This window comes from Pedosphaera parvula Ellin514 (genome assembly GCF_000172555.1).
Taxonomy (GTDB): domain Bacteria; phylum Verrucomicrobiota; class Verrucomicrobiia; order Limisphaerales; family Pedosphaeraceae; genus Pedosphaera.
In genome coordinates this window covers 22100-42359 of the sequence record NZ_ABOX02000014.1, presented here as the reverse complement: position 1 = coordinate 42359, position 20260 = coordinate 22100, and the positions used below count along the sequence as shown (strand labels likewise).

General features: G+C 52.0%; 23 protein-coding genes. 14 read left to right on the top strand and 9 right to left on the bottom strand.

The window, feature by feature from the left end; all coding sequences use genetic code 11:
• Position 1 precedes the first annotated feature (1 nt).
• Entirely contained in the window at positions 2 to 232 is a 231-nt protein-coding gene (locus CFLAV_RS12965) for a hypothetical protein (RefSeq protein WP_083808900.1), read from the bottom strand.
• A gap of 115 nt (positions 233 to 347) precedes the next feature.
• Here CFLAV_RS12965 and CFLAV_RS12960 point away from each other — a divergent pair, with 115 nt between their 5' ends.
• From CFLAV_RS12960 to lepB, 3 genes are all read left to right on the top strand, one after another.
• A complete protein-coding gene (locus CFLAV_RS12960) occupies positions 348 to 1115 on the top strand; it encodes a DUF72 domain-containing protein (RefSeq protein ID WP_007415186.1) in 768 nt (255 codons plus the stop codon).
• Positions 1112 to 1888, top strand: a complete 777-nt coding sequence (locus tag CFLAV_RS12955) for an SDR family NAD(P)-dependent oxidoreductase (RefSeq protein ID WP_007415185.1) — start codon at positions 1112 to 1114, stop codon at positions 1886 to 1888. Before CFLAV_RS12960 ends, CFLAV_RS12955 begins: the two co-directional genes overlap by 4 nt.
• 126 nt (positions 1889 to 2014) lie before the next feature.
• Positions 2015 to 2716, top strand: a complete 702-nt coding sequence (gene lepB / locus CFLAV_RS12950) for a signal peptidase I (RefSeq protein WP_007415184.1) — start codon at positions 2015 to 2017, stop codon at positions 2714 to 2716.
• Positions 2717 to 2836: 120 nt separating this feature from the next.
• Here lepB and rpoD read toward each other — a convergent pair whose 3' ends face one another.
• Complete coding sequence (rpoD, locus tag CFLAV_RS37135) at positions 2837 to 4681, bottom strand: RNA polymerase sigma factor RpoD (RefSeq protein WP_007415183.1); 1845 nt, start codon at positions 4679 to 4681, stop codon at positions 2837 to 2839.
• 386 nt (positions 4682 to 5067) lie between these two features.
• Between rpoD and CFLAV_RS12940 the strand changes: the two genes are divergently transcribed.
• The 4 genes from CFLAV_RS12940 to CFLAV_RS12930 all read left to right on the top strand — a co-directional run bounded on the left by CFLAV_RS12940 (position 5068) and on the right by CFLAV_RS12930 (position 7491).
• Positions 5068 to 5253, top strand: coding sequence for a CsbD family protein (locus CFLAV_RS12940; RefSeq protein WP_040548570.1), 186 nt, complete (start codon positions 5068 to 5070; stop codon positions 5251 to 5253).
• A 204-nt stretch (positions 5254 to 5457) separates the two neighbouring features.
• Positions 5458 to 6144 (top strand): hypothetical protein, encoded by a 687-nt coding sequence (locus CFLAV_RS12935; RefSeq protein ID WP_007415181.1) that lies wholly within the window; start codon positions 5458 to 5460, stop codon positions 6142 to 6144.
• Positions 6145 to 6266: 122 nt separating this feature from the next.
• Positions 6267 to 6401, top strand: a complete 135-nt coding sequence (locus CFLAV_RS36925) for a hypothetical protein (protein WP_272941462.1) — start codon at positions 6267 to 6269, stop codon at positions 6399 to 6401.
• Between the two features lie 412 nt (positions 6402 to 6813).
• Positions 6814 to 7491 carry a glycosyltransferase gene (locus CFLAV_RS12930; protein WP_160164571.1) on the top strand — a complete coding sequence of 226 codons (678 nt, stop codon included), beginning with the start codon at positions 6814 to 6816 and terminating at the stop codon, positions 7489 to 7491.
• Positions 7492 to 7557: 66 nt separating this feature from the next.
• Here CFLAV_RS12930 and CFLAV_RS12925 read toward each other — a convergent pair whose 3' ends face one another.
• The 4 genes from CFLAV_RS12925 to clpS form a co-directional block, all read right to left on the bottom strand.
• On the bottom strand, positions 7558 to 8523 hold the full coding sequence (locus CFLAV_RS12925) for an MBL fold metallo-hydrolase (RefSeq protein WP_007415179.1): 966 nt from the start codon (positions 8521 to 8523) through the stop codon (positions 7558 to 7560).
• 111 nt (positions 8524 to 8634) lie between these two features.
• Positions 8635 to 9288 carry a leucyl/phenylalanyl-tRNA--protein transferase gene (gene aat / locus CFLAV_RS12920; RefSeq protein WP_007415178.1) on the bottom strand — a complete coding sequence of 218 codons (654 nt, stop codon included), beginning with the start codon at positions 9286 to 9288 and terminating at the stop codon, positions 8635 to 8637.
• Positions 9289 to 9322: 34 nt separating this feature from the next.
• Positions 9323 to 9805 carry a hypothetical protein gene (locus CFLAV_RS12915; RefSeq protein ID WP_040548498.1) on the bottom strand — a complete coding sequence of 161 codons (483 nt, stop codon included), beginning with the start codon at positions 9803 to 9805 and terminating at the stop codon, positions 9323 to 9325.
• Positions 9806 to 10111 (bottom strand): ATP-dependent Clp protease adapter ClpS, encoded by a 306-nt coding sequence (clpS, locus tag CFLAV_RS12910; protein WP_007415176.1) that lies wholly within the window; start codon positions 10109 to 10111, stop codon positions 9806 to 9808. It lies immediately after the preceding gene.
• 920 nt (positions 10112 to 11031) lie between these two features.
• Between clpS and CFLAV_RS12895 the strand changes: the two genes are divergently transcribed.
• Complete coding sequence (locus CFLAV_RS12895) at positions 11032 to 11349, top strand: transposase (protein WP_007414157.1); 318 nt, start codon at positions 11032 to 11034, stop codon at positions 11347 to 11349.
• Positions 11346 to 12188 carry an IS3 family transposase gene (locus CFLAV_RS12890; RefSeq protein WP_007414158.1) on the top strand — a complete coding sequence of 281 codons (843 nt, stop codon included), beginning with the start codon at positions 11346 to 11348 and terminating at the stop codon, positions 12186 to 12188. Before CFLAV_RS12895 ends, CFLAV_RS12890 begins: the two co-directional genes overlap by 4 nt.
• Positions 12189 to 12459: 271 nt before the next feature.
• Here the strand turns inward: CFLAV_RS12890 and CFLAV_RS12885 are convergent, their stop codons facing one another.
• Together CFLAV_RS12885 and CFLAV_RS12880 are read right to left on the bottom strand one after the other, a co-directional pair.
• On the bottom strand, positions 12460 to 12903 hold the full coding sequence (locus CFLAV_RS12885) for a hypothetical protein (RefSeq protein ID WP_007415173.1): 444 nt from the start codon (positions 12901 to 12903) through the stop codon (positions 12460 to 12462).
• A 77-nt stretch (positions 12904 to 12980) separates the two neighbouring features.
• Positions 12981 to 13913 carry an LURP-one-related/scramblase family protein gene (locus CFLAV_RS12880; RefSeq protein ID WP_007415172.1) on the bottom strand — a complete coding sequence of 311 codons (933 nt, stop codon included), beginning with the start codon at positions 13911 to 13913 and terminating at the stop codon, positions 12981 to 12983.
• A gap of 802 nt (positions 13914 to 14715) precedes the next feature.
• Here CFLAV_RS12880 and CFLAV_RS12875 point away from each other — a divergent pair.
• The 4 genes from CFLAV_RS12875 to CFLAV_RS12855 all read left to right on the top strand — a co-directional run bounded on the left by CFLAV_RS12875 (position 14716) and on the right by CFLAV_RS12855 (position 17474).
• Positions 14716 to 14991, top strand: coding sequence for a hypothetical protein (locus CFLAV_RS12875; RefSeq protein WP_007415171.1), 276 nt, complete (start codon positions 14716 to 14718; stop codon positions 14989 to 14991).
• Between the two features lie 117 nt (positions 14992 to 15108).
• Positions 15109 to 15525 (top strand): DUF4019 domain-containing protein, encoded by a 417-nt coding sequence (locus tag CFLAV_RS12870; RefSeq protein ID WP_150107403.1) that lies wholly within the window; start codon positions 15109 to 15111, stop codon positions 15523 to 15525.
• A 174-nt stretch (positions 15526 to 15699) separates the two neighbouring features.
• On the top strand, positions 15700 to 16359 hold the full coding sequence (locus CFLAV_RS32270) for a hypothetical protein (protein ID WP_007415168.1): 660 nt from the start codon (positions 15700 to 15702) through the stop codon (positions 16357 to 16359).
• A gap of 26 nt (positions 16360 to 16385) precedes the next feature.
• Complete coding sequence (locus tag CFLAV_RS12855; protein WP_150107402.1) at positions 16386 to 17474, top strand: P1 family peptidase; 1089 nt, start codon at positions 16386 to 16388, stop codon at positions 17472 to 17474.
• Here CFLAV_RS12855 and CFLAV_RS12850 read toward each other — a convergent pair.
• Positions 17458 to 18390, bottom strand: a complete 933-nt coding sequence (locus CFLAV_RS12850) for an aminotransferase class IV (protein ID WP_007415166.1) — start codon at positions 18388 to 18390, stop codon at positions 17458 to 17460. The genes CFLAV_RS12855 and CFLAV_RS12850 overlap by 17 nt on opposite strands.
• 494 nt (positions 18391 to 18884) lie before the next feature.
• On the opposite strand from CFLAV_RS12850, the gene CFLAV_RS12845 reads away from it, so the two are divergent.
• The gene (locus CFLAV_RS12845; RefSeq protein ID WP_007415165.1) at positions 18885 to 20258 is read left to right on the top strand and encodes a DUF1501 domain-containing protein; all 1374 of its coding nucleotides are present in this window, start codon (positions 18885 to 18887) and stop codon (positions 20256 to 20258) included.
• The last annotated feature ends 2 nt before the right edge of the window (positions 20259 to 20260 follow it).

Here is a 20260-nt window from a genome sequence, read left to right as displayed (position 1 = left end):
CTTACAATCTCGAGGGAGGCGTATCAAAAACATCCGGGGTCGCTGGGTCGCCGGGAGCAATCGTCACGCTGGGACCGCGCTTCCTGGGAGGTGGTGTTCGCAAGGCCTTTCGCCTTTCCTCTTCGGTTTGAACAGCTTGGGTTTTGGCAGCAGGTTGTCCAGACAGGGCTTGCAGTTCTTCAGCTTGGTCCGGCGCAATTCCTTCCGCCGTTTGTGGCTGTTTCTCGTTCATAAATAAAAATAAGTGCGAACCACCGAAGTGCCAAACGCAATTTGCTTTTTTCAGAATGGAGTTACTTTTTATCAGCGTCTGGATCACCTTCCGACTGCTCAGGAGGAAAAGAAGCATGAAACCAGTGTACATCGGCACCAGCGTCTGGTCTTACAAGGATTGGGGAAGCGCATTTTATCCTGGGAACCTTCCCCAAACCCACCATTTCGCCTATTACGCCACCCAGTTCCCCACAGTGGAGATCAACAATAGTTTTTACCGGCTGCCCACCCCCAAGACCGTTGCTGGTTGGCGTGATAGTGCTCCTGAAGCATTCATGTACGCCGTCAAAGGCAGCCGTTTTATTACGCACATGAAAAAGTTGGCCAATCTGGGTGGCGCCTTGGACACCTTTTTCGAACGGATCGAGCCCTTGCAGCAAAAGATTAGCATCATCCTGTGGCAATTACCCCGCCTCCTTCACAAAGACGTTTCCCGCCTGGATGATTTTCTAGGCCAGTTGCCAAACCATTACCGGTACGCCGTCGAATTCCGGCATGTCTCCTGGGAGGATGAGGCCGTTTTCAAGGTTCTGAAAAAGCATGAAGTTACACACGTTAATTTGAGCTCCGCCGGAATGCCTAAAAACCTGACCGTAACATCTAATATAATCTATATCCGCTTCCACGGACTTGCCGGGGGTGCCGCGCATAACTATACCCGACATGAGCTCGAACCTTGGGCGGAGTTTATCCAGGACCACCCGCATCATAAGGTCTATGCCTACTTCAACAATGACGTCTGCAGCCGGGCGCCAAACAACGCCAAATTGCTCATGGCCATGGTCGGAGAACGAGCTGAACGCGCAATTTCCCACGATTATGCTAATATGAATTCCAGATGAAACAATGGGCTTTGATTACGGGTGCATCGCAAGGTATTGGCTACGAGTTCACGATGCTTTTTGCCGCCAATGGCTACAATCTCATATTGGTTGCCCGAGACCAAAAACGGTTGGAAGAAGTGGCAGACGAGGTGAGTTCAAAATACAAAGTGACTGTAAAGGTGATCCCCAAGGACCTGTCGCAACCCGCTGCAGCACTGGACATATTTAATGAAATCAAAGGCGATGGCCTCGAAGTCGAGGTGCTCATCAACAACGCCGGCTTCGGGTTGCAAGGTCCTTTCACCGAAATTGAACTCTCAAAGCACCTGGCTTTGATCCAGGTAAACATTACTGCCTTGGTGGAACTCACGCACCTTCTTGCCAGGCCCATGGTAAAACGCGGTTCAGGCCGCATCCTGAATGTTGCCAGCACTGCCGCCTTTCAACCGGGACCGTTCATGGCTATGTATTATGCCAGCAAGGCCTTTGTTTATTCCTTCTCGTGTGCGCTCGCCAGGGAGTTGAAGGGAACCGGCGTCACCGTCACCACTCTGAATCCCGGCATTACCCGCTCGCAATTTCACAGCCGCGCCCACTTAAAACGGGATGTGGGCATGGTGATGATGGAGGCGGATCAGGTGGCAAGGATTGGATATGACGCGCTCATGCACGGCAAACCCAACATCACCGCCGGTTTCATTAACAAGCTGAGTTCCAGCGTATCCAAGGCGCTGCCAACCCGTTTCACTACGAACATTGCCGCCAGGTTGAACAGGCAAAATGGCGGCTAAAGTTGCGTCTATACCGATAACCAGCGGCCATAAGCCAAGTTTTATTTGGACGACCACGGCATCAAGCCAAAGCCGGTCTGCCGTATTTCATTGAACGCGAAGCGCACCCCTTGTATCCAAGACCCCATGGATAAGACTGCAATGAGGGAAAAGGTCGTAAAATTCTGGCGGAAAGAGGCAAAACCGCTGCTCATCATGGTGATAGTGCTATTCGCATTTCGGTCGGCCATCGCCGATTGGAACGACGTTCCGACCGGTTCCATGAAACCTACCATCATCGAAGGGGACCGGGTGTTCGTGAATAAGCTGGCCTACGATTTAAAGTTCCCTTTCACCAGTTGGCACATGGTCCAGTGGGACAATCCGAAACGCGGCGAAATTGTTGTTTTTTTCTCCCCTGCTGACGGAATCCGCCTGGTGAAGCGCGTCATCGGTGTGCCCGGAGACAAAATTGAACTGAAAAAAAACAAGCTCTTCGTGAATGACAAGGAAGCGAATTACGACGGGCTCGATCAAAAGGTGATTGATGAAATTCCCGCCACTGAACAACCAGCTCACAGCTTTGCCCGGGAAACCGTCCAGGATAAATCCCACGCTGTAATGAGCACTTTCGGACTTTCTGGCGCTCCAAACTTTGGCCCAATCACCATTCTTGAAGGGCAATATTTTATGATGGGTGACAATCGCGACAACAGCTTCGACTCACGCTTTTATGGTTGTGTTAGTCGCAAAGCAATCGTTGGCCGCGCCAGTGCCGTAGTCATTTCTTTGAATCATCAAGCCCACTACTCCCCTCGCTGGCATCGCTTCTTCAGCAAGTTGCTTTAACCCTCGTTTTCGAGACGGAAGGATTCGCAATCCAGCTTTGGATTGTAAAAATCCTCTTCAATGCAACAAAAAACGGAGCAAGCTTTCGCCTGCTCCGTTTTGTAATCGTTGTTAAACAGCTTACGCCGCTTCTTCCATTTCAAGGAAGCCCTTGAGGTGGCGGACACGTGTCGGGTGACGCAGTTTGCGCAATGCCTTCGCCTCGATTTGGCGAATACGTTCGCGGGTCACCTTATACTGCTTGCCCACTTCTTCCAAAGTGCGGGCATAACCATCCACCAAACCGAAACGCAATTCTACGATGCGACGTTCGCGTTCAGTCAAGGTCGCCAGCACATCATTCAGCTTGTCTTTCAACAGGCTGTAGCTGGTCATATCAGAAGGATTCTCCGCAGACTTGTCTTCGATGAAATCACCGAAGGTCGCATCATCGCTGTCGCCAACACTGGCCTGCATCGAGATGGGCTGCTGCGCCATCTTGAGAATCGACTTCACACGCTCAACGGAAATCTGCATTTCATCCGCAATTTCCTCAGGCGTGGCTTCACGGCCAAACTCCTGCAGCAACTGCTTCTGTGCGCGCATCAACTTGCCGATGATTTCGATCATGTGCACCGGGATGCGGATCGTGCGGGCCTGATCAGCAATCGCGCGAGTGATGGCCTGGCGAATCCACCAAGTGGCATAAGTCGAGAATTTGTAACCGCGGCGGTATTCGAACTTCTCAACACCCTTCATCAAGCCCATGTTGCCTTCCTGAATGATGTCCAGGAATGCGAGACCACGATTGGTATATTTCTTGCCGATGGAGATCACCAGACGCAAATTGGCTTCCGCCATCTCAGTCTTGGCTTGATGCGCCTTGGCGGCATACTGGTTCAGCGCTTCGAAATTCTTGAGATATTCGTTATTCGGCATCCGGGCGAATTCTTCGAGCGCATTAATCTTCTGCCACTCCGATTTTAGAATCGCCTGCTGCTGGTCAGACTTCCGGGCCTTCTCCAAATCCACCGTCGTGCGAAGGCTGGCCTGGATCTTGTCATGGATGTTTTGCGCCACGAGGATCATTTCCTCGATGACCTTCTGCTTGTAATAAAACTTGGGGAAAGTGTCTTGCAGTTTCTTATCCAGCTTCTTGAATTCCGCGAACACCTTGTCCTTGGCAGAAACCTTTGCCTCGCGCCATTCAGCATACTTCTCGTCGACTTCCTGGTCCATTTCGCGAACCTTTTTAACGAGTTGACGGAGCGCCTTCAGGTGGCGATCACGGCTATCGATCTTCTTATCAACGATGACGCGGTCGAAACGTTCCTTGGGCGGTTCAGAAATCAACTTTTCAGCCAGGGCAATGTGTTCCTTGGCGGCGAAACCGAAGCTGTAAATAATCCGGCGCTGTTCGTTTTCGGCTTCTTCAATGCGCTTGCAAATGGCCACTTCCTGTTCGCGGGTCAGCAAGGGAACTTTGCCCATCTGACGCAGATACATGCGAACGGGGTCATCCAAAATATCGAGGCGCCCCTTCTCATCTTCCTGCTCTTCAGCCTCCGGCTGTTTAACGCGATCCACTTCGGCGGCATCAACAATCTCGATTTCGAGATTGTTCAGCTTCGTATAAACCTGGTCGAGATCATCCGGCGTGACGACCGTATCAGGCAGGGCATCGTTGATGTCGTCGTAGGTCAGGTGACCTTGCTCCTTGGCGAGCAGAACCAATTCCTTGACCTTCTCTGTCAGGTCCACTCCAGCCTTGGTCGTAATGGAACCAGTATTCAGGTGACCTTCAGCACCATCAGCGGTCACAGCAGTCTTGGAAGCGCCGTTGCCATTCGCAGAGTTGGCTTCCGTAGCCTTCCGATCCTTCTTCGTATCATCGGCAGCAGAGGTGTGCGGGCGGTTGGTACGTTTACGCGCGCCTTTCACTTCGGCAGGCTTGGATCCAGACTTCTTTATTTTCGTTTTCACCATATTAGATCGATTTCTCAATTAAGAGACAATAACAGCCCCCCAGTGTCTCAATAGATTCCCTTCTAGTCAAACAAGATATTAAGCTCTTAATACCGGGTTGACGGGCCCCAGGAACGGCTGCTCAGCACCGCCCGACGCATCCAGCTTCATAAGCTGACGGTCTTTTTAACCATCAACTATTCAGCGATGGTTGCCAGAAAGGGACAATTCTCGCATATAATCATTCAAATGCCAAAAATTTCTCTGGCTTGATGCCGGGCTCTTTGCTGAAGAATCGGCGGCTCTGACAACCCGGGAACGCATCATGTTCAAGCATTTAAAAGAGTAGTTCACCCCATATCACGCCGTATTTAATGTGGAATGTTCTTTTACGCATCAAGTTAATTATGAAAACCAAAGAGAATATCAAAGACCGAGTCAAAGGCAGCGCCAGGGAAGCCAAAGGCAAAGTCAAAGAGGTTGCTGGCCGGGCAATGAAGGACCGGAATTTGGAAGGCAGAGGCAAGGCCGAAAAATATGCCGGCAAGGCTCAGCGCAAAGTCGGCGAAGTTGAGAAGGTTTTCGACGCCTAATCCGCGTCGTGGGTAAGTGGGGAACAACAACCCGCCAGGATCGAGGTTGTTGTTGGGGATGTTAGTGTTAGTGGTAAATAGTGTGCTGCCCAAATTATAGCTTATTTGGACAGCACATTTTTTTGAGTAAGTGGAGGATTGCTTTTTTATCAGCTTCTGGCAGGCTTTCTTCAGATAAGTTGGTAAAACCAAAACGAGGTAACTATGCACTTCCGGACTTTTAAAATTCTCACGAGCTGCACCGTATTTGCTTCCATTACACTGCTCGCATTGCCCGCAACGGCTGATGTCTTGCAGCTCACCAATGGAGACCATTATTCTGGCACCGTTATCTCAATGACCACCAGCAACTTACAATTTCAAAGCGAAATTCAAGGACTGGTCAAAATCCCCCGTGATAAGGTCGCCAACATAACTTTGCGCCCGCTCGCTTTACCTGCCCAGGCTAGATCGGCAACCGTGCAACCTGCCACACCGAACGCCTTGGCAGCAACACCACCAAGTGTTTTAGGAGTTCCGACGCTCTCTGCCTCCAATTCAAATGCTTCCTCTGCTGCTGGCATCGTAAAGCAATTAAAGGCTCAAGGAGGTGTAGACAAAAATACAGTCGACGATCTCCAAAAACAGTTAATGGGAAGCTCAAGCCCGGAAGTCACCAAGATGTTCAACGAAATGGTCGGGGGGCTCATGAATGGCAAACTTTCAGTGAACGACATACGGACCCAAGCCAGAAGCTCGATTGCCCAGATTCAAGCGGCCAAGAAGGATCTCGGCGGCGATCCGGATACCAGTGAGGTGCTTGACGGGTATGTTGGTATTTTGGAAAAATTCCTGTCTGAGTCGGGATCTTCCGATCCCACCCCTGCCGCCAAACCTGCCCCGACAAAGTAATCTGTTTCGTAATCTCAGGTCTCATGGCTTGCACGCTGAAGATGAGAATCCATTAGAATAAGTTGCCCAAACGGTTTCCTTAAACCCGAGGCAATCCACGAACCGGCTGAATTCTATACCGAATGCCGAAAGAAATTTCCGAATGGCAGGAGGGATTTTGGTTTGAGGCAAGGCGGAGCCCGCAGGCGCTATCAGTAGATAGCGACCAGGGCGACAACGCCGCCTCAAATCAAAAGCACCCTGCAGCCAACGACTAATGAATTTTCTTGTCCCCAAAGCCATGACTTTTCAGTCTCCATTTTCCTCAAATTTATTTCCTTCATTCATTCTGTTTCTTTTCCCCATTTCGGAAATTAATTTTGGCATTCGGTATAAATCCAACTTCAGATTTCAACGCAAATCTCCCTTTTAAAGTTTGTTACCCCATACGGCTGAATCCACTCTTTGCGCCATTGGCGATTAATTTAACCCTTCTTCCATGGGGAAATTGCAAGCTCTAGGGTTATCCCCCTATTGAAAAGGCACTTGGAAATAAGGAGTTTGATCATGGGTATGGACGGTAAAAAACTATTTGCTAGAAGTACGTTGCAAACCATTACGGAGCTAAAAAGACCGGGCATAACTGTCTTTAAGCGTGCGCACAAGAAGCCAAAATCCACTTGCGGCAGGATGATTTCCATTATCATTCCCGCCCATAATGAAGAGGACTATATCGGCTTAACTCTCAATGCTCTTAACCGCCAAAACTATCCCAACTTTGAAACGATTGTGGTTGCCAACGGCTGCACTGATAGGACTTCCGCTTATGCTCTGAACAATTGCTCTCGCCTGGTCGTGCTCTCGAATAAAGGGTTGGGCATCTCACGTAACTTGGGCGCGAAGCTGGCCCAGGGTGATATCCTGCTTTTTTTGGATGCCGACACCTTGCTCGAACCCGGCGCATTGGAAACCATAGCGAACAAATTCACTCCCGACTATGCAGCGGGAACCTTGAAGGGTAAACCGGACAATGAACGGTTCTCACATAAAACCATCTATTGCGTTAAGAACCTGATTCATCGCACTGGAATCCACAAAGGCAGCGCAGGTGCAATTCTCTGCTGGAGGGAACATTTTGTAGCCACCCGGGGCTTCGACGAAGGTCTGCAGGTCCGGGAGAACAGCGAGCTGATCAAGCGCTTGCGCAAGTTTGGCAAATACCGTTACATCGGCGACACCGCAGCCATTACCTCCATGCGTCGTTACGAGCACGGCGGAACACGAAGAATCATGATGCTTTGGTTCAAGATTTGGATGCAGTCCCTCTTCACTGATCTACATCACAAAAACTACGAGACGATCCGGTAATCTCTGTCAAAGAACAACGCAACCCCGTTTCCAGGATTGCGTTCACTATTTCTCCATTGGAAAAATCTAGGCCATCGAGAAAGTCTCACCAATGTCCTTCAAAGCAATTCGCTCAGGCTCGGACGCCAGCGCCTTCTGCAGTCTTTCAATTGGTTCATGAGCCCCTTCCCGGCCAAGCTTAAAGGTCTTATGATGGATCGGCAGAATATAATTCGCGCCTGCATCATTGGCCATGCGCAACGACTGCTCGGGCGTGCAATGCGAGCATTCCCAAGGCTGGTAGGCACCAATGGGCATGATTGCCAGATCGTAAGGCCCCCGACTGCGCAACGGCTTGAACGTATCTGTCATCGCCGTATCGCCGCCGAAAATCACTTTCCTGCCTTCCCGCTCCAGGACGTAACCATTATATCCACGCTGGGTATCGTGACGCCAACGCGCGCCCCAATGTTTCACCTCAAAAGCCTGCACGTTCACTTCACCATTGGAGGTCCTGACGGTTGTCTTTTCGCCCCAGGCCAGTTCCTTGGTTTTCGTGATATTCGTATATCCGAAAAGATCACTCGTCGCTTTGGCAGTCACCGCCGCAGTCGTGTCCGGCATTTGCTTCAAAGTCGCCATGTCGAAATGATCCATGTGCGCATGCGACATCAACACGAGATCGATGTGCGGCAATTGCTTCACCGAAAGCGCAGGAGCCACCAATCGCTTCGGGCCGACCGTCGCCAAACCGAGATCCGCACCAACGCGCATGCCCAACACCGGGTCCGTCAAAATGGTTACTCCGTAGAAATTCAACAATACCGAAGAATGGCCCAACCAGGACGCAGTGATGGCATTATCCAGCCAGCGCTTCGGTTGCGGCTTGTGTGTCGGAGTTAAAATGGATCGACCGGCATCGGCAACCAGCTCCCGCATCATTTTGGGAACGTACTGTTCGGAATAGGCCATATAGAGACCCATTGCTCCCACAGCTCCAAGTGCCAGGAAATTACGCCGCGTGTGATGATTGTGTTTATGGTTTTGAGTCATTTACAAAAAATTTTGCCTCGGAGTATATCACTATTTCCCTCTCAAAATGGAAGTAAAAAGTGTATTTCCTCCAATAAAGCGTGCCGTTAACGCTAACGACCAGCCTCACTATCAAAATGTGCAATCTTGGACAACCGACTGCGCTAAACGTTTCAAATAATCTTCCCGGGAAATCGAAATTCCTCCCAAGTGCTTGGTAGTAGGCGTGATAGTTTGGATGTCAAAAAGGGTAAATCCCCGATTTTGCAAATGTTCGGTCAAATAGTACAAGGCAACTTTGGAAGCATCATTCGCACGGCGAAACATCGATTCTCCCGCAAAGAATCCGCCCATGGCCACCCCATAAATTCCACCGACCAGTTTCCTCTCCTGCCAACATTCCAGGCTATGGGCATAACCACGCTCGTGCAGACGAGTATAAGCATTGATGAACTCCGGCGTGATCCAGGTCGTCCTGCGACCCGGAGCCGCCTCGGCACAACCTTCCATCACTTCCTTGAAAGCCCGATCTCTCGTGATTCGAAACAAGCCTTTCTTAAGCGTCTTGCCCAGGCTTTTGGACACATGGAATCGGTCCAATTCCATCACCCCACGCGGATCTGGCGACCACCAGGTAACGGGCTTCACTGTCCACGGAAAAATCCCGTTGCGATAAGCCGATAACAATCGATCCATCGACAAATCACCGCCCACAGCCACCAACCCCTCCGGATCAGCGCCACGCGGGTCTGGAAAAGGCATCTCATCCTTCAGCAGTACGACCATAAATCATCCCATTATCCCATGATCCTTTTTATCCCTAACTCCCCAACTCGCCCTGCTCAGTCAACGCCTGCAACAACGTCATCTGAAAATGTCCCGCCACCTCCATCGCCCAATACGACGGTGCCGTCTCTTCATCCAAAGCCGCAAAGCTGTCATTAGTTTTATCCGGTGATCCCAACTGCACCCACGCCCCCACCCGAATGTCATTCAACACCTGCAACAACCAATCCGCATCGGAAATCTTGATCGAAAACCTATACACGTCATGCCCTTTGATCTTCTGAAATCGCGATTTGCTGCTCATCAGCGCATCCAAAGCCTTCTTATTCTCCGACCGGCTTTCCGCCAAAGCTTCTTCAAGCAACTGTTCGTTCTCCGCATTCTTCTGCGACTTGCTCAACGGCTGATGACCGCCCTCCAACACCGGATACAGCTTCAGCGTCTCCAAAAGCAATCGCATTTCGGTTTTATCGATTAGAAAGGCAATCCTGCCCTTGGCACCTTTGATCGGTTTCAATTAATCGCGCTCCATTGTCGCGTGCAGACTGTATTTTTGCAATTGATGCACAAAATGCTCCGCCTTCTCCATGCTCTCACGCACCAGCACACTCTTACCCTGATTATGCACCTCCAACATATGCTGCTCCGCCTTTTGCCGATTCCAGCCGAACACTTTCTGAAACACATGACTCACATAATCCATCAAATTCACCGGATCATTCCAACAAACCACCAAATACCCCGGCTCCAACTCCGACTTCGAAGCCGCTTGTTCCTCCTGCTCCACGTCAGGCATTATCTCAGGTGTCGCCGTCTCAGCCATAAATGTTTAATTCAATCAGGCTCAAAATATAAGCTTCCCCCAACCTTGTCGAGAGAGGGACAACGACCAACCCCCGTCAAAACCCCCATCACACCCCTCCCCTTTTCGCATACCTCGCATACCTCGCGGTTCATTCTCTGACTCTTGACTCCTGTCTTCCCCATCCATCCCGAAAAATTTTTTAACCGACCGATACCGTCCATTGGCGTCCGTTACCGACCGAACCCCCAAAGACGTATTAAATTTTGACCGTCTATTACCGACCGAATTCTGACCACCATTTCCCGCTTCGTCCGCCGACAATCCGATGATCGTCACCGCTTCATTAACCACCAGAAAATTTTTCTTAACCTTCCGATACCTTCTAATACCTTCCAGTGGCTTCCGATACCTACCGAACCGCATCCCATCCATCCCATAAGCCCGACCCACCGCCAAGCAACCCACAGCAAATGCGCTGAAATTAGTTTGAAATGCTTTCACGTCGAATTCCTTGATAGAAAACTAACCATTAAGTCATTAACTCACTCATGATTATTTTTATTCGTTCTTAGTTAGCTCAATGACCACCCCATGTCAATAACTATTTTTGACTGTTTAATCATTATGTTAGAATTGTCACAGTTATTTGCGCCAGCTTTAAACCCAAGACTCCATTCCCCCGCGCCAGCATCGTGGGTAGGGCGAACCAGTCCCGTGGGCGCCGCACTAACATGGCCCGCGACATCGATCCCTCCTATGCCCCCATTCGCGTACGCGACCCAAGCCTCCATTCCCCTGCGCCAGCAATCAATTAAATGGTGGAGTGAGATTGCTTTGCGCGAAGCGCACGTCTCCTATTGGGCAACTAACTCGCAAGGCTTTGAGGTTTCTTCGATTTTGTTGAGAGGGCTTTCGGGTGTAGAAAGGAAGGTATGGAAATGAAAGGTAAGTCTTCTCGGCGCTACGACGCTGAGTTCAAACAGAACGCGGTGGCACTGGTGCGGTCTGGTCGCAGCATCAGGGAAGTGGCGGGTGATCTGGGCTGTTCCAGTTGGTCATTGGGGCAGTGGGTGGCTCGCGTCAATCAAGGTGGCAGCTTCTCCGAACCCAAAACGCTGGCTGCCGAAACTCCCGAACAAAGGGAAAATCGCCGGCTTAAACAGGAACTTGATTACCTCCGCCGGCAAAGGGACATTCTAAAAAAAGCCTTGGCCATTGTCTCGGATGGGAACCTGCCCGGCGCTTCCAACTCATGAATACTCTCAAAGCCGATTATCAGGTCGAGGAACTGGCCCACGCATTGGAAGTCACCAGCAGCGGGTTTTACGCGCACCAGCACAAGCCCGAGGGGGCGCGTCGCCAACAGGATCAAAAGCTCCTAAAACGAATCCAGCCGATCTTCAAGGAAAGCAGAAGCACCTACGGCAGCCCGCGCATTCATGCTGCCTTGAAACGACAGGGCGAGCCTTGCAGCAAAAACCGCGTGGCCCGCCTCATGCGTCAAAACCACCTGCGGGCACGGCAGAAACGACGTTTTGTCCCGCGCACCACCCAGAGCGATCATGATCTTCCCATCGCGCCCAACTGGCTGGCCAAAGTCCCGACGCCGGACCGGCCCAATCGGGTCTGGGTGGTGGATATCACTTACATCGCCACTGCCGAAGGCTGGACTTATCTGGCGGTCGTCCTGGATGCCTGTTCGCGCAAGGTCGTCGGTTGGTCCATGGCCAGCTCCCTGGAAACCTTTTTGGTGACAGAAGCCCTGGCCCGCGCGCAAAAAGAGCGACTTCCACAGCCCGGGCTCCTGCACCATTCCGATCGCGGAGTACAATATGCCAGCAGCGCCTACCGCGCGCTACTGGCCGATTATCAAATCACCCCCAGCATGAGCCGGGCGGCCAATCCCTACGACAACGCACTGGCCGAATCCTTCATGGCCACGCTCAAAACCGAATGTTTTGACAAGCCCCCGAACACACACGGCGAGGCCAAACTCATGATCTTCGATTACCTCGAAACGTTCTATAATTCAAAGCGGCTCCACAGCGCCTTGGGTTACCAATCACCTGTGGAATTTGAAAACCAATTCAGTTAACTTGAAAACAAGAAATCACTCGGAAGCCCAATCCACGTTTTCGAAGAAAGATCAGGATCTAACTTTTCCCCTTGCCTCCGCCCGCGCACGCGCCCCACAGCTTAATCCCACCAGACACCTCCCCTTCCCCTTTCGTGTACTGGCCCCGTCCGGAAGGACTTTCGTGGTTAAAAAACTCCCTCCCTTTTCATGGCCTCGCGTCCCCCCAATCAAAACTCGCAAATCGATAATCAAAAATTCCCCCTCTTGCCCCAAACCAGCCAGCGGACAATCACGTCAATCGCGTGCCGCCCTTGGTAATCCTCATCACCAAACTTCTTAAGGGCTGAAAGTCCGCCATGTGAAAGCCTGGGGTGAAGCGCACAGCGAGCCCCAGGTAATCGTCCCCAATCCAAAAACACTTTGCCGCCTCCGGCGGCGCGAGCCCAGCGAGCATCTCCCCCTCGTTTCCCCTCTCCCAAACCTGAAAATCCGATAATTTGAAAATCTGATAATCAAGTTCCCGTCTTGCTTCCTCCCAGCTCCGCACTGATCTGTCCTGAGACCAAGTCTTCCCGCCCGACGACACCGCCTCCACCCTCAACCCCGGCGACCACACCGCCGTCAACTTCCCCCAGAACGGCCACGGCAGCATCAAACTCACCGTCCTCTTCAACGCCCCTACCGACCCCGAGTAAATTAATTTGAAATCAGCCAACCTCGAAGCGGCTGCCATACGCAATGGTTCTGGCCCAATTTCTGGCCCGTTGCCGCGTCTTTCCTCACGCTTTGGATTGAAGTGTTTGATTATCGTCAATTGAATCGGAGACGCTCGCGATGAATGAACGCAAGGGCAACCACCAGTTGGGGATTGTCCGCCTTTGGGTCAATCAGCACATACCAGACGTTGTGAGAGTGGAGGCGAACTCGAATTGCCTCACCCGTTTCCGACAAACCTCCGAAACTTACCGTGAATAACGGCATGCGGAAAACCCATTTGTGTCCGTTTACGAAATCGAGCGTGAATTTGTTACGCAATATGCTCCGCTGTCTGATGGTGGAGACGGGCAAACCGTTTTCGAGCATCTCGAATTCAGCAAGTGCCCATTTCCGCTCAAGCTTTATCCTGAACAACTCTTTACCTGCATTGTCATGCACAACAAAGTCGGGCAATCGAAAAAAGCCATACGGATAGTGCGGGCGAGCGTGCAATGTTTTGAAGCGCCAAATAATTTCTCCGTTGGAATTGTATATCTCTCCATCGCCTTCATAGCTGCACCTGAAGCAATATTTACCGTCTTCAATCGGTTGGACTTTCTTCTCTTTTGCCCTGACGCGTGAATTTACGAAATCTCTGACAGCAACGTAGCTGGTCATGTTGGGCAACAGTATGGATAGAATCTCAGTTGTGCGGTCTTTGGTTCGTAAATGGAAAATGGTCATCCTTGGCCCCACGACCTCCCACGCTTGCTCGATGTCGGCATACGGAATCCTTGTGACTCGCGCCTGAAAAAAGCCAGTGCAAACCGAAAATGTGTCTTGCCCCAATTCCAGAAATCGTGGAAAGACCAACCGACGTACAGTTCCCACCAACGCAAAACACAAAGGCAAAAAGCTTAGTGCTATGCCGACTGTAGGAGATACGAAGTGGACACCAGCAAGAGCTAACAATGCGATTCCCGCTACAAAGAAATAAAAAATGAATTTCCATTGAGGACCGTAGGCAAATTGACGTGGCAAATCCATTCCTCAATAGCGGTTGACGGTGTTAAGCGTTACATGCGTTCACCGCAAATCCGTGCGTCGGCGGAATTCTGGAATGTCACTAAATTCATCCGGAAGATTCTGTTCCTTTACTTGCAGGGGGGAAAGTGAAAACCGCGTTTGTTTTATGGCACGCTGCCGCTGCCGAGCAATCCAAAAGGCCAGCCGGTTTCCTCAAAAAGTGACAGGGGGCGGATTGTCTGGCGTCGTCGGTTCTGACGTTTGACGCAGAAGGGTTGCCGGATTGCGCCAGATTCATTGACCGACAGCCCAACCTAAAGGGGCTGCCGATAGATGCTGATATCAACAGTCCAAACGTTATCAGCCTCAACTTTTCTGGTTGAGTTGCCTTGACGGCCAAAGTGTATCCAGAGCTGCTCTCGATCCTTTCATTTCGTGCACCTGGATTTCGAATGCTTTTGCATTCAAAAAGCAATTCGGTCAGTCCCTATCTGGTTCTGGCGCGTGCTAAAAGGACCAAAGGTCCGCACCAAACCAGCCTGGGGTGAAGCGCACAGCGAGCCCCAGGTAATCGCCCCCCAATCCAAAAACACTTTGCCGCCTCCGGCGGCGCGAGCCCAGCGAGCATCTCCCCTCTTGTCCTAATCTGATAATTCGCTTCCCATCTCCCCCTCTCCCCGCCAAGCCTGGTCATTTCCGCTTGACCGCGTCCTTTCCAACACATAATTCTACCTTCAGAATGAAACGAGGAAACGATTCCACCTTTGTCGCCCATTATCACCTTGGTAGGAATGCTTTCTTTGTAATTTAATAGTTGGATACAATGAAAAAAACATATGCCTATGAAGCAGTGGCCGTGTGCGCTGGCATCGTGGGCGCATTCGTGCTGGTGTCCGGGCTGATGCCGATTATTAATCCCGGGTTGGTCGATGTGAACAAAACCAGTGAGAACTCGTCAAGAATTACCTTCCTCGTGCCGACACTGCTCTCTCTGCCAATACTGGGCGTATCTTGGCACTTCAACAAGAAGGCACGGGCAATCAGACGAGAACTGGGGAGGCCTTCACACGTTACGGAGGGTTCACGGGAAGGAAACTGAAGTGGATCGTCTGCGGGATTTTGATTCTCTTGGTAATGCTCGCGTTCCTATGGTGATCCAACCATGACACTGGAGCGAGCCGCCACTGAGGCTTGCGTTTTCCCGTTTTATAAAATTATGAAAACATTATCGTTTCTGCTCATTCTCACCATCGCCGTAGTCGCCTCCGGCTGCGGAATGTTCAAAGGCAAGGAAGCCGCCGAACAGAGCGTGGCTGATTTTCATAAGCTGTACAATGACGGGAAACTCACCGAGATTTACGCCGCAGGTCATTCCAAATTAAAAGGTGCCACTACGGAGAAGGAGTTTCTCGAGTTTGTAGGGGCCGTGCACCGGAAACTCGGCAAGGTCACACAAACCACGAACGCCGGCTTCAATGTCCGGACATTCAATCTCACCACAACTGTCGTCATGACACAAAAAACGACCTTTGAAAATGGGAAAGGAACTGAGACCTTCACGTTCCAAATGGACGGCGACAAAGCGGTACTTGTTGGCTACAACATCAACTCGAAGGACCTGATCCTGAAATGAGGCCCAACCAAGTGCAGCAGCGAGCCCAACTGCTAACTGCGTTGCGCATGAATTTTCTTTCACGCTTTTTTGGCCCTGTTCAAAGCAAAATGTCTCTTCCGATGACATCCTTCATTTTTAAAGGCACCTTCGGCGATGACTATATAAATGGATTGCACAAACAACAGGTCGCACATGAATAGTTCCGCATCACCAGACTCCGGCGATATTTCAGCCCTCCAAAAGCAGCTGGAGTCAGCTCAGCAACATCTCAAGCAAGCTCTCGATAAATCGAGAGCCAAGCTTAATGTTAATTTAGGGGAAGCTTTCGAGGCTGTGACTTCGGCGCAGGTAGCCTTGGCTGCAGCCAAAGGGGAAGAATATGCAGTGCCACTCGACATCGGCTTCTTGCCTGAGGCCGCTGTTTCAGAGCCGGTTCTACTTCAAACAGACTATGCCACCATTCTCACGTTTAGCGCCGTGCGTCGGACCCCGGACGGGAAACGTGAGGATGCTGGCTACGGAATTATCGAGCTGGATTTGTGTTGGGTTACAAAGTTTGGATATCCCAACGACGAGGCGCTTCCCGGTCATCCGCTATCTGAAACAGGGCTCGACGCTTATGGTGTTTACGAGGTTCGCAACTCCTCGTGGGTGAAGCTGATCACCGAGCAGAATCGCGTAGCTTTTCCAAAAACTCCTGACTCGAAGCAGCGGCATTTTATTTTCACATTCCATGATAGCACCTTGGAATGCATTGCTCGTGGATTGCGGCCATCTTTGAGCACAAAACCATATGGGGAAATATTTGAGGACATTCGGAAGCGAGTATTCAATCATGAGTTGAACGCCTGATTTTCACCGCGCTGCTGACATTTTTTATGACACCAGTCTCTACCAACCCGATGCGCCCTCGCATACGCGAAGCAGGAATCATGATCGGCTCACTCCCGCCAGGGCCATTGAACGCAATCACGGATGTGCCAGGTGTGCGCGTCGGCCAAACCACGGTAATTGAGGGCGATTCTGTGCACACCGGTGTCACCGCCATTTTTCCACATGGCGGCAATCTCTTTCAGGAACGTGTCCCGGCGGCGATTCATGTTGGCAATGGATTTGGCAAATTGATCGGCGCAACCCAAGTCCAGGAACTCGGCGAACTGGAAACGCCCATCTTATTAACCGGCACCTTGAGCGCCTGGAAAGCCGCCGATGCGATGGTCGCGTGGTTGCTCGCACAGCCGGGCATGGAGCAGGTTCGCTCGATTAATCCGGTGGTGGGCGAAACCAACGACGGACTTTTAAACGACATTCGTTCGCGACCCATTCGCCCGGAGCATGTGACGAGCGCGCTGGAAAAAGCTTCGGACGGCAAAGTGGAAGAAGGTTCCGTAGGCGCTGGCGCCGGAACTGTCGCCTTTGGCTGGAAAGGCGGCATCGGCACCAGTTCACGCCAGTTACCGGCCAACTCCGGCGGACACAACGTCGGCGTGCTCGTGCAAAGCAATTACGGAGGCGACCTGACAATTGCCGGCGTGCCAGTCGGACGCGAGTTATCGCGTCAGCAAAAAGAGAACAACTCAGGCGACGGCAGCATCATGATCATCGTGGCAACCGATGCGCCGTTGAGCGCGCGGAATTTGGAACGCCTGGCCTCACGGGCGCTGGTCGGCCTGGCACGAACCGGTTCAAACATGTCCAATGGTTCAGGGGATTACGTCATCGCATTTTCCACCGCGCTGGAATGCCGGCGTCGTGCTGACGAACAACTGCACCACGTCACCGAACTTTCCAATCCGGCCATGTCGCCACTCTTTCAAGCCGTGGCGGAAGCGACGGAAGAGGCGATTTGCAATTCAATGTTCCAGGCCACGAGCGTCAAAGGATTTCGCGCCACGGTCGAAGCCCTGCCGCTGGAGTCCACCCTGGAAATCCTAAAGAAAGCAGGCGCAATCAAGGCACAAGCTTAGCGCCGATTTTCAACTCCGGATGGCCCGCCTGATACTCCCGCACCCATTCTTTAAAAGCCTCGCGTAATTTTTGTGCGACACCGTTTTCACCGATCGCAAATTTCACTTCGTCAATCGCTGCCACCGAAGCAATTTCTTTCGTTGTCGAGGAGAGGAAACATTCCCGAAAAGCTTTCAATTCTTCGACCCGCACGGTCTCCTCGCGCACTTGAAGATTCGCCCTTGGCGCCGCTTGTTCAATGATGAAGCGGCGGGTGACCCCGGCAAGAATGCCGGCAGATAATGGAGGCGTAATCAATATTTGGTCCCGCACGAAAAACAGGTTCGACACGGCGGCCTCGGTGATCTCTCCCGCGAGGTTCGTCATCAACACTTCGTCAGCGCCACGTGATCGAGCTTCGCGCAGGCAGAGAATGCTGTTGAGATAATTGCCGGTTTTCCATGCCGGATTAACGGTGTCGGCATGCAACCGATGCAGGCTGGTCGCCACGCTCAAGCGCATGCCGCTTTGCTGCCATTTCTCTGGTTGCTCCTTGAGCGGTTGCACCAAAATGACGTAACTCGCATGGTCCGCCAATCCCGTATCCAATCCAATTGCGCCCGCGCCGCGGCTGATTTGCAGCCGGATGTAAAATTCAGTTGCCTGCCCGTTGTTTTCAAAAAACGCCTGCACCGTGCGACGGACTTCTCCGAGAAACCGCGCCCGGTCGAGCGGCAATTCCATATACAGGGCGCGGGCGGACTGCTCCAATCTCTGCCAATGTTCCTCGAAGGCAAAAATAGTGCATCCATAAGTGCGCCACACTTCGTAAATCGCGTCGCCATACAGAAACCCTCTATTCAAGGGGCTGATGGAAGGTTCACTGGCCGGATGCAATCGCCCGTCGGTATTAGCCTGAATGTAATGTGTTCCCATTTACGAAAGTATTAAAACCACAGGCGAACACGGATGAACAGAGCTAACTTTTCCGGAACCGAGACCTTGTTTCCCGGATAATAAAAGAGGCGTAAAGGGCGGCTCTTGATATTTACAATGCATTGCACTGAACTCACTTGGTCATCCAGCCTCCTCCAGAAATCCGTTCAGCGTCCACTGCAACATCCAAAGGTCTTTAATGAGCTGCGATATCATATACCGAATACCGGAAGAAATTTCCGAATCGCAGGAGGGATTTTGGTTTGAGGCAAGGCGGAGGCCGCAGGCACCATCCTTTAATGGCGACAGGCTGGCTCTAGCGAGATTTAGGAGGGCGCTTTCTTGTGGCCACAATCTAACGAAACATACTCAGGTATTAAATAATCACCCAATCATGTAACCCACCCCACACAAGATTTCTTTTACTCTGTCGCCCGAATGGCATAAATTACCATGAATTAGCTGGATGAAAGTGCGTCAAACCCTGTACCGCCATGCTTAAATTCTCTGGAAAAGGTTCGATTACAACTTGCGACGGCGTCACCCGTCGCGATTTCCTCCAGGTGGGGGCGCTCGGGGCCATCGGCCTGACCATGGCGAAATTCGCCGCGCTGCAGGCCATGGGCGCCACCAATCCCAAGGATGACAAGGCCTGCATCATGATCTTCAACCTGGGCGCTCCCAGCCAGATCGATACCTGGGACATGAAGCCCAACGCCCCGTCCGAGATTCGCGGTCCCTTCAAGCCCATCCGCACCAACAACCCTGACATCCAGATCTCCGAGATTTTCCCGCTGCACGCCAAAATCGCGGACAAGTTTTCCCTCGTCCGCAGTTGCTACCACACCGCCGCCGCCGTCCATGATACCGGCCATCAAATGATGCAGACCGGTCGCCTCTTTACCGGTGGCATCATTACCCCGCACGCTGGCTGCGCTTTGGAGTTTCTGAAAGGCCGTCGCAACGAACTGCCCGCCCACGTCCTCCTGCCCGAGCCCATGGGCCCCACCGGCGGCAACATGCCGCACGGCCAGGAAGGCGGCTTTCTCGGCAAGGCCTACGATCCCTTTGTCCTGAATTCCGATCCTTCCAAAAAAGATTTCAAGGTGCCCGACCTGCTCCCGCCGACTGAAATCGGCGAAGTCCGACTCGAACGCCGCCGTGAATTGCGCGACGTCGTCGATGATGCCGTCAGAAATTTCGAGGCCAATCCGAGCGCGCAATTGATGGATACCAATTTCGCCTCCGCCTATCGTCTCATGACCAGCACCAAGGCGCGCGAAGCCTTCGATCTCACCAAAGAGCCGCTGAAAGTCCGCGAACGTTACGGCATGACCCGCTTCGGCCAATCCTGCTTGCTTGCTCGTCGTCTCGTCGAGGCCGGTGTCCGCTTCGTCACCATCAATACTTTCATCACCGTCTTCGGCGAAATCACCTGGGACATCCACGGCTCGAAACCTTTCACCTCGATCGCGGGCATGAAGGACATCGTCGCGCCGATGTATGACCAGGGTTACAGCGCCTTGATCGAAGACCTCCACCAACGCGGTCTTTTGGACAACACCATGGTTTGCAACCTCGCCGAGTTCGGCCGCACTCCCAAGGTAAATCCTGCCGGTGGTCGTGATCACTGGCCACAGTGTTGGACCATGTATTTCGCAGGCGGCGGCGTCAAAGGCGGCCGCATCGTCGGCAAGAGCGATGAAATCGGCGCTTACCCTGCCGAACGCCCGGTGAGCCCCGCTGAAATCGTCGCCACCATTTATCATTCCCTTGGTTTGGACCTGACCACCCACCTGCCCGGCCCGCAAGGCCGCCCGTTCTCCCTCGTCGATTACGGAACGCAAGCCATCAAGGAACTTTTCTAGGC

Excerpts from the sequence above, each read along its gene's own strand:
- CFLAV_RS12885 (WP_007415173.1), bottom strand. The coding sequence starts at position 12,903 with ATGGCAGCCGCTTCGAGGTTGGCTGATTTCAAATTAATTTACTCGGGG.
- CFLAV_RS12960 (WP_007415186.1), top strand. The coding sequence starts at position 348 with ATGAAACCAGTGTACATCGGCACCAGCGTCTGGTCTTACAAGGATTGG.
- rpoD (WP_007415183.1), bottom strand. The coding sequence starts at position 4,681 with ATGGTGAAAACGAAAATAAAGAAGTCTGGATCCAAGCCTGCCGAAGTG.
- CFLAV_RS12935 (WP_007415181.1), top strand. The coding sequence starts at position 5,458 with ATGCACTTCCGGACTTTTAAAATTCTCACGAGCTGCACCGTATTTGCT.
- CFLAV_RS12845 (WP_007415165.1), top strand. The coding sequence starts at position 18,885 with ATGCTTAAATTCTCTGGAAAAGGTTCGATTACAACTTGCGACGGCGTC.
- CFLAV_RS36925 (WP_272941462.1), top strand. The coding sequence starts at position 6,267 with ATGCCGAAAGAAATTTCCGAATGGCAGGAGGGATTTTGGTTTGAGGCA.
- CFLAV_RS12875 (WP_007415171.1), top strand. The coding sequence starts at position 14,716 with ATGAAAAAAACATATGCCTATGAAGCAGTGGCCGTGTGCGCTGGCATC.
- lepB (WP_007415184.1), top strand. The coding sequence starts at position 2,015 with ATGGATAAGACTGCAATGAGGGAAAAGGTCGTAAAATTCTGGCGGAAA.
- CFLAV_RS12965 (WP_083808900.1), bottom strand. The coding sequence starts at position 232 with ATGAACGAGAAACAGCCACAAACGGCGGAAGGAATTGCGCCGGACCAA.
- clpS (WP_007415176.1), bottom strand. The coding sequence starts at position 10,111 with ATGGCTGAGACGGCGACACCTGAGATAATGCCTGACGTGGAGCAGGAG.
- CFLAV_RS12850 (WP_007415166.1), bottom strand. The coding sequence starts at position 18,390 with ATGGGAACACATTACATTCAGGCTAATACCGACGGGCGATTGCATCCG.
- CFLAV_RS12855 (WP_150107402.1), top strand. The coding sequence starts at position 16,386 with ATGACACCAGTCTCTACCAACCCGATGCGCCCTCGCATACGCGAAGCA.
- CFLAV_RS12955 (WP_007415185.1), top strand. The coding sequence starts at position 1,112 with ATGAAACAATGGGCTTTGATTACGGGTGCATCGCAAGGTATTGGCTAC.
- CFLAV_RS12930 (WP_160164571.1), top strand. The coding sequence starts at position 6,814 with ATGATTTCCATTATCATTCCCGCCCATAATGAAGAGGACTATATCGGC.
- CFLAV_RS12870 (WP_150107403.1), top strand. The coding sequence starts at position 15,109 with ATGAAAACATTATCGTTTCTGCTCATTCTCACCATCGCCGTAGTCGCC.
- CFLAV_RS32270 (WP_007415168.1), top strand. The coding sequence starts at position 15,700 with ATGAATAGTTCCGCATCACCAGACTCCGGCGATATTTCAGCCCTCCAA.
- CFLAV_RS12880 (WP_007415172.1), bottom strand. The coding sequence starts at position 13,913 with ATGGATTTGCCACGTCAATTTGCCTACGGTCCTCAATGGAAATTCATT.
- CFLAV_RS12940 (WP_040548570.1), top strand. The coding sequence starts at position 5,068 with ATGAAAACCAAAGAGAATATCAAAGACCGAGTCAAAGGCAGCGCCAGG.
- CFLAV_RS12895 (WP_007414157.1), top strand. The coding sequence starts at position 11,032 with ATGAAAGGTAAGTCTTCTCGGCGCTACGACGCTGAGTTCAAACAGAAC.
- CFLAV_RS12925 (WP_007415179.1), bottom strand. The coding sequence starts at position 8,523 with ATGACTCAAAACCATAAACACAATCATCACACGCGGCGTAATTTCCTG.
- aat (WP_007415178.1), bottom strand. The coding sequence starts at position 9,288 with ATGGTCGTACTGCTGAAGGATGAGATGCCTTTTCCAGACCCGCGTGGC.
- CFLAV_RS12890 (WP_007414158.1), top strand. The coding sequence starts at position 11,346 with ATGAATACTCTCAAAGCCGATTATCAGGTCGAGGAACTGGCCCACGCA.